Origin of the sequence: Pseudomonas sp. S36, assembly GCF_016647875.1 — a bacterium.
GTDB lineage: Bacteria > Pseudomonadota > Gammaproteobacteria > Pseudomonadales > Pseudomonadaceae > Aquipseudomonas > Aquipseudomonas parafulva.
Genome location: NZ_JACVVG010000050.1, coordinates 21,184 through 28,884, shown reverse-complemented (window position 1 = coordinate 28,884; position 7,701 = coordinate 21,184). Strand labels below are relative to the sequence as shown.

Sequence of the window (7,701 nt, the reverse complement as noted above, 5' to 3'; positions counted from 1 at the left end):
AGGTGCAGCGCCTGCGAAATCGAGCGCCGCCCGCGCGGCGCATCGCGAGCTACGCTCGCTCCTACATCTTTCGTACGAGCATGGGGGGTTAAAGCAGCCTGTCCGCCCGCAGAAGCGTCTCCAGGCAATGCTCCTGCACGCCGTAGAATGCTTTGAGCTGGGCAATCTTCTCCAACAGCGCACCGTTGTCCACAGGCTGCCGCCGTTTCACCGCAAGAATCATCTTGTTCTTGTTGGTGTGCTCCAGCGAGATGAACTCGAACACCTTGGTCTCGTAACCACAGGCCTCCAGGTACAGCGCGCGCAGGCTGTCGGTGAGCATCTCGGCCTGCTGGCCCAAGTGCAGGCCGTATTGCAGCATGGGTTGCAGCAGCCCCGGGCTTTGCAGTTGCGGGCGCACCTGCTTGTGGCAGCACGGGGAGCACATGATGATCGCGGCGTTGCAACGGATGCCGGTGTGGATGGCATAGTCCGTAGCGATATCGCAGGCATGCAGGGCGATCATCACCTCGATGGCTTCGGGCACCACGCTGCGCACATCGCCACACTGGAACTCCAGCCCCGGGTGCTCCAGGCGGCCAGCAGCGGCGTTGCACAGCTCGACCATGTCCTGGCGCAGTTCCACCCCGGTCACCTTTGCCTCACGGGCCAGGGTATTGCGCAGGTAATCGTGCATGGCAAACGTCAGGTAGCCCTTGCCAGAACCAAAGTCTGCCACCCGCAAGGTCTGCCCGGCCGGTACCGGGGCGCTGGCCAGGGCGTGGTCGAACACCTCGATGAACTTGTTGATCTGCTTCCACTTGCGCGACATCGACGGGATGAGCGCGCCATGGGCGTCGGTAACCCCCAGGTCGCGCAGAAACGGCCGGGACAGCGTCAGGTAACGCTTCTTCTCCCGGTCATGGCCGTTATCCACCACCGCTTCTCGCGGAGCCTGCGCGCCGTGACGCTGCAGCATGGGCTTGCCTTTCTTGCTGAAGGCAAGCTGCGCCTCCCCCTCGGCATCGAACAGGTGCGCATTGCGAAAACTGCCCGGCAGCAGCTCGGCCACCAACGCCAGCGCCTGCTCTGAGGGGAGGTTGCGGGTGATGTCGCGGGTCTGGTGGCGATAGACCAGCGACAGGCACGGCTGGCCCTTCACCGACAGCGGCTTGGCAATGATGCGTTGCAAGGTCGGGTCGGCACCCACAGGGCGCGCCAGCACCAGCTTTACCAGCGTGTTGCCCTGCAGGGCAGTGCCGAGCAGGTCGAGAAACTGGACGCGCGCATCCGGCGTGGAGGGACTGGCAGACATGGGAAAACGGTGCCTCGAATAGCGGGGAGCGCATTCTACACCTTGTCGCCTTCGCCCGCTGGCGCGCTAGTCGAGGATCACCAGCCGGTTGGGCAACTGGTTGCGGGCATGGGTAGGCGGCACATGCTGGCCCAGCAGTTCTGCACACGCATCGATGCATTCGACAAAACCCTGCAGGGTCTGGCCACCGCGTACCTGCTCGGCCAGGCGGGCGACGAGGGCCCCGCGGGCTGCACCGTCGAGAAAGCACGCGACGCCGTGGTCGGCCAGGATCTCGGCATGTTGCTCCGCCTCGCTGACGAAGATCAGCACGCCGGTGGCGCCTACCGTGCGTTGCAGGTTGAGCACGCGAAATTGCTGACGGGCCAGCCGCGAAGCACGCCAGCGCCGCAACACCCGCGGCGTCAGCCGGCTGGCAACGTGCGGGCTGCGCAGCAGCAGGCACAGCGCGATGAACAGCAGGACGTTAGCGACGATCAGGCCGCGTACGCTGGGCCAGCCCAGCAGCCAATGCAGCATGCCAGGCACCGCCAGCGCCAACAGGGCTGCCCAGAACAGCGGCAGGTAGGCATAGTCATCGGCGCGCCGGGCCAGCACCGTGACCAGCTCGGCGTCGGTGCGCTGCTCGGCACGGGCAATGGCTTCGGCGATCTGGCGCTGATGGTACAGGTCGAGAGGGGTCATGCCGTCGTTCTCTTGAGCGTTCTTATAGTTGTTGTCCCGGCTTGCGGGGCTTCGTCCGCGGGCGACATATTCAGGCATAATCCGCCGCTGGAAGAGATGCCTGCAAATCGTACAACAATAGCCGCCCGAAAACTTCGGCCGCGCACGTATCACGCTGGATACGGCACAGGCCCTCAACGGAATTCATTGATGAAACTGTCTTTGCTGGGCCTGGCCATGGGCCTTGCCAGCCAGGCGGCACTTGCCGCCACACCCGCGCCGCCCCTTGAAGACAAACGGGCGTTCATCGATCACCTGGTCAGCCAGATGACCGAGGCCGAGAAGATCGGCCAGCTGCGCCTGATCAGCATCAGCCCGGAAATGCCCCGCGAGAAGATCCGCGAAGAAATCGCCGCAGGCCGCATCGGTGGCACCTTCAACTCGCGCACGGCCCCGGAAAACCGCCCGATGCAGGACGCGGCCATGCGCAGCCGGCTGAAGATCCCGATGTTCTTCGCCTATGACACCATTCACGGCGAACGCACCATCTTCCCTATCGGCCTGGGTATGGCTGCCACCTGGGACATGGACGCCGTCGCCAAGGTTGGCCGCACGGCCGCCATCGAAGCGGCGGCCGATGCGCTGGACATGACGTTCGCGCCGATGGTCGACATCGCCCGTGACCCGCGCTGGGGCCGCACCAGCGAAGGCTTCGGCGAAGACACCTACCTGACCTCGAAAATCGGCCAGGTCATGGTGCGCGCATTCCAGGGCAGCAGCCCGGCCAACCCCGACAGCATCATGGCCATCGTCAAGCACTTCGCCCTGTACGGCGCCGTGGAAGGCGGGCGCGACTACAACACAGTCGATATGAGCCTGCCCAAAATGTACAACGACTACCTGCCGCCCTACCGCGCCGCGCTGGATGCCGGGGCTGGCGGCGTCATGGTGGCGCTGAACTCGATCAACGGCGTGCCGGCCACCTCCAACACCTGGCTGATGAACGATGTGCTGCGCAAGGAGTGGGGCTTCAAAGGTGTCACCATCAGCGACCATGGGGCCATCCAGGAGCTGATCCGCCACGGTGTCGCCCGCGATGGCCGTGAAGCCGCCAAGCTGGCGATCAAGGCCGGTATCGACATGAGCATGAACGACACCCTGTACGGCCAGGAGCTGCCAGGCTTGCTGAAAACCGGCGAGGTCAGCCAGGGCGAACTGGACCAGGCCGTGCGTGAAGTGCTCGGTGCCAAGTACGACATGGGCCTGTTCAAGGACCCGTACGTGCGTATTGGCAACGCTGAAACCGACCTCAAGGACTACTACGGCAACGACCGCCTGCACCGCGAGGCCGCACGGGACGTGGCGCGGCGCAGCCTGGTGCTGCTGGAAAACCGTAACCAGGCGCTGCCGCTTAAAAAAGCCGGCACCATCGCCCTGGTCGGCCCCCTGGCCGACGCCCCCATCGACATGATGGGCAGTTGGGCTGCCGATGGCAGGCCTGAACATTCGGTCACCGTGCGCGAAGGCCTGCGCCGGGCTGTGGAGGGCAAGGCCAAGCTGGTCTACGCCAAGGGCGCCAATGTGACCGGTGACAAGGCGATCCTCGACTACCTGAATTTCCTGAACTTCGATGCCCCGGAAATCGTCGACGACCCACGGCCACCTGCGGTGCTGATCGACGAAGCGGTCAAGGCGGCCGAGCAGTCGGACGTGGTGGTGGCGGTGGTCGGCGAATCGCGTGGTATGTCCCACGAGTCGTCCAGCCGCACCACCCTCGAGATCCCGGGCAGCCAGCGAGAACTGATCAAGGCGCTGAAGGCCACCGGTAAACCGCTGGTACTGGTGTTGATGAACGGCCGCCCGCTGTCCATCGGCTGGGAGCGCGAGCAGGCTGACGCCATTCTGGAAACCTGGTTTGCCGGCACCGAAGGGGGTAACGCCATCGCCGATGTGCTGTTCGGTGACTACAACCCGTCCGGCAGGCTCCCCATCACCTTCCCGCGGTCTGTCGGGCAGATCCCGATGTACTACAACCACACCCGTATCGGCCGGCCGTTCACGCCGGGCAAGCCGGGCAACTACACCTCGCAGTACTTCGAGGAACCCAACGGCCCGCTGTACCCATTCGGTTACGGCTTGAGCTATACCCGCTTCGAATTGTCGGGGCTTGACCTTTCGCACAAGCAGTTCAAGCGCGGCGATACCCTCCAGGCCAAGGTGACGGTGAAAAACACCGGCAAGGTTGCCGGCGAGACCGTGGTGCAGCTGTACCTGCAGGATGTAACCGCGTCGATGAGCCGGCCAGTCAAAGAGCTGAAGCATTTCCAGAAGGTGATGTTGCAGCCTGGCGAATCGCGGCAGTTGACCTTCGCCATCAGCGAAGACGACCTGAAGTTCTATAATGGCCAACTGCAGCGGGTTGCCGAGCCGGGTGAGTTCAACGTGCAGGTAGGGCTGGACGCCGAGGCGGTGCAGCAACAGGGCTTCGAGTTGCTTTGACTGAGTAGGCCGCCCCGATAGCCAACCACCGGACCTGACCCGATGCCCTTCACCTTCCGCGCCCTGCGTCTGGGGCTGATCACCTTGCTGATCGTGCTGGGCACCGCGCTGAGCGCGGGCTGGGCCATGCACCACGCCAAGCGTCAGGCCATGGAGGCCGACGCCCGGCTTGCCAGCCAGCAGTTGGGCCTGTACGCCAATACCCTGCACACCCTGATCGACCGTTACAGGGCGCTGCCTGCGGTGCTGGCACTGGACCCGGAACTGATCGCCGCCTTGCGCGGCCCTGTCGACGACCAGGTGCAAAACGCCCTGAACCGGAAGCTTGAAAGGATCAACGGCGCGGCCAACTCGTCCACCCTCGAACTGCTCGACCGCACCGGGCTGGCCATCGCCGCCAGCAACTGGCGGCTACCCACCAGTTACGTGGGCTCCAACTATGGCTTCAGGCCCTATTTCACCCAGACCCGCAACCAGGGTAACGGTCGCTTCTACGCCGTGGGTGTGACCAGTGGTGTACCGGGGTATTTTCTGTCGAGCGCGGTACTCGACGAACAGGGCCGCTTTCTCGGCGCCATGGTTGTAAAACTGGAGTTTCCAGAGCTTGAGCGTGAGTGGCGCCAAGGCAGCGACATTCTGTTGGTCAGCGATGCCAGGGGCATCACCTTCATTGCCAACCAGGACGGCTGGCGCTACCGGGAGCTGCAGCCGCTGACCGGTGCCGACCGTGCCGAACTGGCTGAAACCCGTCAGTACGACAAGCAACCCCTTGTGCCCCTGCCCCATCAGGTGCTCACCCGGTTTGCCGCCAACAGCACCCTCAGCCGCGTGCAGGGCCCCCAGGGCAGTGCCGATTACCTGTGGGAAACCCTGCCGCTGGACAGCGAACACTGGGCCCTGCACCTGCTGCGCAAGCCCCAGGTAGGCCCGGATGCCCGCAATGCGGCATTGGGCGCAGCTGCCGTGTGGCTCAGCCTGGTGTTCGCGGCGCTGTTCGTCAGCCAGCGCCTGCGTATTGCCCGCCTGCGCCAGCGCAGCCGCGCCGAGCTTGAGCGCCAGGTCGAGGAGCGCACCCGGGAGCTGCGCACCGCCCAGGAAGGGCTGGTACAAACGGCAAAACTGGCGGCACTGGGGCAGATGTCTGCGGCCATGGCCCATGAGATCAACCAGCCGCTGACGACCCAGCGCATGCAGCTGGAAACCCTGCGCCTGCTGCTGGACCATGGGCGCTACGATGAAGCGCGCCAGGCCCTCGAACCCCTTGAGCAGATGCTGACCCGCATGGCGTCCCTCACCAGCCACCTGAAAACATTCGCCCGCAACAGCCCGGGTGGCCTGCGCGAGCGGCTGGACCTGGCCACCGTGGTCGAGCAGGCCCTGCACCTGCTGGAAACCCGCATCCACAGTGAAGGCATCCAGCTGGCCCTGTACCTGGCGCGCCCGGCCTGGGTGCGGGGCGATGCCATCCGCCTGGAACAGGTGTTGATCAACCTGTTGCGCAACGCCCTGGACGCCATGGCCAACAAAGGCTACCGCCGCCTTGAAATCCGCATAGAACCGCAGGCCGGGCTGTGGCGCCTGAGTATTCTGGACTCGGGCGGTGGTATCGCCGAGGCCGACCTGGCCCGAATTTTTGAGCCGTTCTTCACCACCAAACCCGTAGGCGAAGGCCTGGGGCTTGGCCTGGCGATATCCTATGGCATCGTGCATGACGCAGGTGGCCGGCTACAGGCCGAAAACGTGCCTGGCGGCGCTTGCCTTAGCCTGACCCTGCCCCGCGACCTGGAGCCCGCATGATGAATTCAGTGATCGTCATTGACGATGAGGCCAGCATCCGTAGCGCTGTGGAGCAGTGGCTGAGCCTGTCCGGTTTCAATGTGCAGCTGTTCGCCCGTGCCGACGAGTGCCTGGCGCAGCTGCCAGCGCACTTCCCCGGGGTGGTGATCAGCGACGTCCGCATGCCGGGCATGGATGGCCTGCAGTTGCTGGAACGCCTGCAGGCAGCCGACCCCGACCTGCCTGTGATCCTGCTGACCGGCCATGGCGATGTGCCAATGGCCGTGGACGCCATGCGCAGCGGTGCTTATGACTTCCTGGAAAAGCCATTTACCCCGCAGCACCTGCTGGGTAGCCTGCGCCGCGCCCTGGAGAAACGCCAGCTGGTACTGGAAAACCGCCGCCTGCACGAACAGGCCGACCTCAAGACCCGGCTGGAGGCGAGCTTGCTTGGCGTGGCCCAAAGCACGCAGTTGCTGCGCCGCCAGTTGCTCGACCTGGCAGGCCTGCCCGTCAATGTGCTGATCCGTGGCGAGACGGGCAGTGGCAAAGAGCGGGTGGCGCGCTGCCTGCATGACTTTGGCCCACGGGGCGACAAGCCTTTTGTGGCACTCAACTGCGCGGCCATTCCGGAAGCGTTGTTTGAGGCTGAGCTGTTCGGCCATGAAAGCGGTGCCTTCACGGGCGCCCAGGGCAAGCGCATCGGCAAGCTGGAGTACGCCAGCGGCGGCACGGTGTTTCTCGACGAGATCGAAAGCATGCCGCTGGCGCAGCAGGCCAAGCTGCTGCGGGTTATACAAGAGCAGAAAATCGAACGCCTGGGCGCCAACCAGAGCATCAGCGTGGACCTGCGCATCATCGCGGCCACCAAACCCGACCTGCTCGAAGAGGCACGGGCCGGGCGCTTTCGCGAGGACCTTGCCTACCGGCTGAATGTTGCCGAGTTGCGCCTGGCGCCTTTGCGCGAACGGCGCGAAGACATCGCCGTACTGTTCGAGCACTTTGCCACCGCCGCTGCCAACAAGCTGGGCCGCAATGCCGTGCCCCTGTCTGGCGCACAGTTGGCCCAGCTGCTCACCCATGACTGGCCGGGCAACGTGCGCGAACTGGCCAACGCGGCAGAGCGTCATGCGCTAGGGCTTGGCTCACCCACCCTTGACCCTGTGCCGGCAGGTCAATCCCTGAGCGAGCGTATGGAAGCCTACGAAGCGCAGTGCCTGCGCGCAGCGCTGCGCCAGCACGGGGGCGAGATCAAGGCCGTGATGGACGACCTGCAGCTTCCCAGGCGCACGCTCAACGAAAAGATGCAGCGCCACGGCTTGCTACGAGAAGATTTCTTGTCGAGCCAATAAGCGGAAATCCGCCTACTTAGCCAGCGCTATAAGCGGATTTTTGCTTGCACAAGGTGCAGGTCCGCCCAGTTCTGGCCGCTAGCCTGCGCCACCGACCACACCCCATGCGCAGTGCTG

General features: G+C 64.6%; 5 protein-coding genes. 3 read left to right on the top strand and 2 right to left on the bottom strand.

The genetic code is table 11. The annotated features are described in order from the left end of the window. Nucleotides 1–88 precede the first annotated feature (88 nt). Both IAE36_RS20600 and IAE36_RS20595 read right to left on the bottom strand, forming a co-directional pair. Nucleotides 89–1,294, bottom strand: coding sequence for a class I SAM-dependent methyltransferase (locus IAE36_RS20600; protein ID WP_201214326.1), 1,206 nt, complete (start codon nucleotides 1,292–1,294; stop codon nucleotides 89–91). A gap of 66 nt (nucleotides 1,295–1,360) precedes the next feature. Continuing rightward, complete coding sequence (locus tag IAE36_RS20595; protein ID WP_201214325.1) at nucleotides 1,361–1,978, bottom strand: TPM domain-containing protein; 618 nt, start codon at nucleotides 1,976–1,978, stop codon at nucleotides 1,361–1,363. A 186-nt stretch (nucleotides 1,979–2,164) separates the two neighbouring features. Here IAE36_RS20595 and bglX point away from each other — a divergent pair, with 186 nt between their 5' ends. Genes bglX through IAE36_RS20580 form a run of 3 tightly spaced genes read left to right on the top strand, consistent with a single transcriptional unit; the run spans nucleotide 2,165 to nucleotide 7,584 of the window. Beyond that, a complete protein-coding gene (gene bglX, locus IAE36_RS20590) occupies nucleotides 2,165–4,456 on the top strand; it encodes a beta-glucosidase BglX (RefSeq protein ID WP_201214324.1) in 2,292 nt (763 codons plus the stop codon). Nucleotides 4,457–4,498: 42 nt separating this feature from the next. Then, on the top strand, nucleotides 4,499–6,253 hold the full coding sequence (locus IAE36_RS20585; RefSeq protein ID WP_201214322.1) for an ATP-binding protein: 1,755 nt from the start codon (nucleotides 4,499–4,501) through the stop codon (nucleotides 6,251–6,253). Then, on the top strand, nucleotides 6,250–7,584 hold the full coding sequence (locus IAE36_RS20580; protein WP_060482456.1) for a sigma-54-dependent transcriptional regulator: 1,335 nt from the start codon (nucleotides 6,250–6,252) through the stop codon (nucleotides 7,582–7,584). Before IAE36_RS20585 ends, IAE36_RS20580 begins: the two co-directional genes overlap by 4 nt. Nucleotides 7,585–7,701 lie beyond the last annotated feature (117 nt).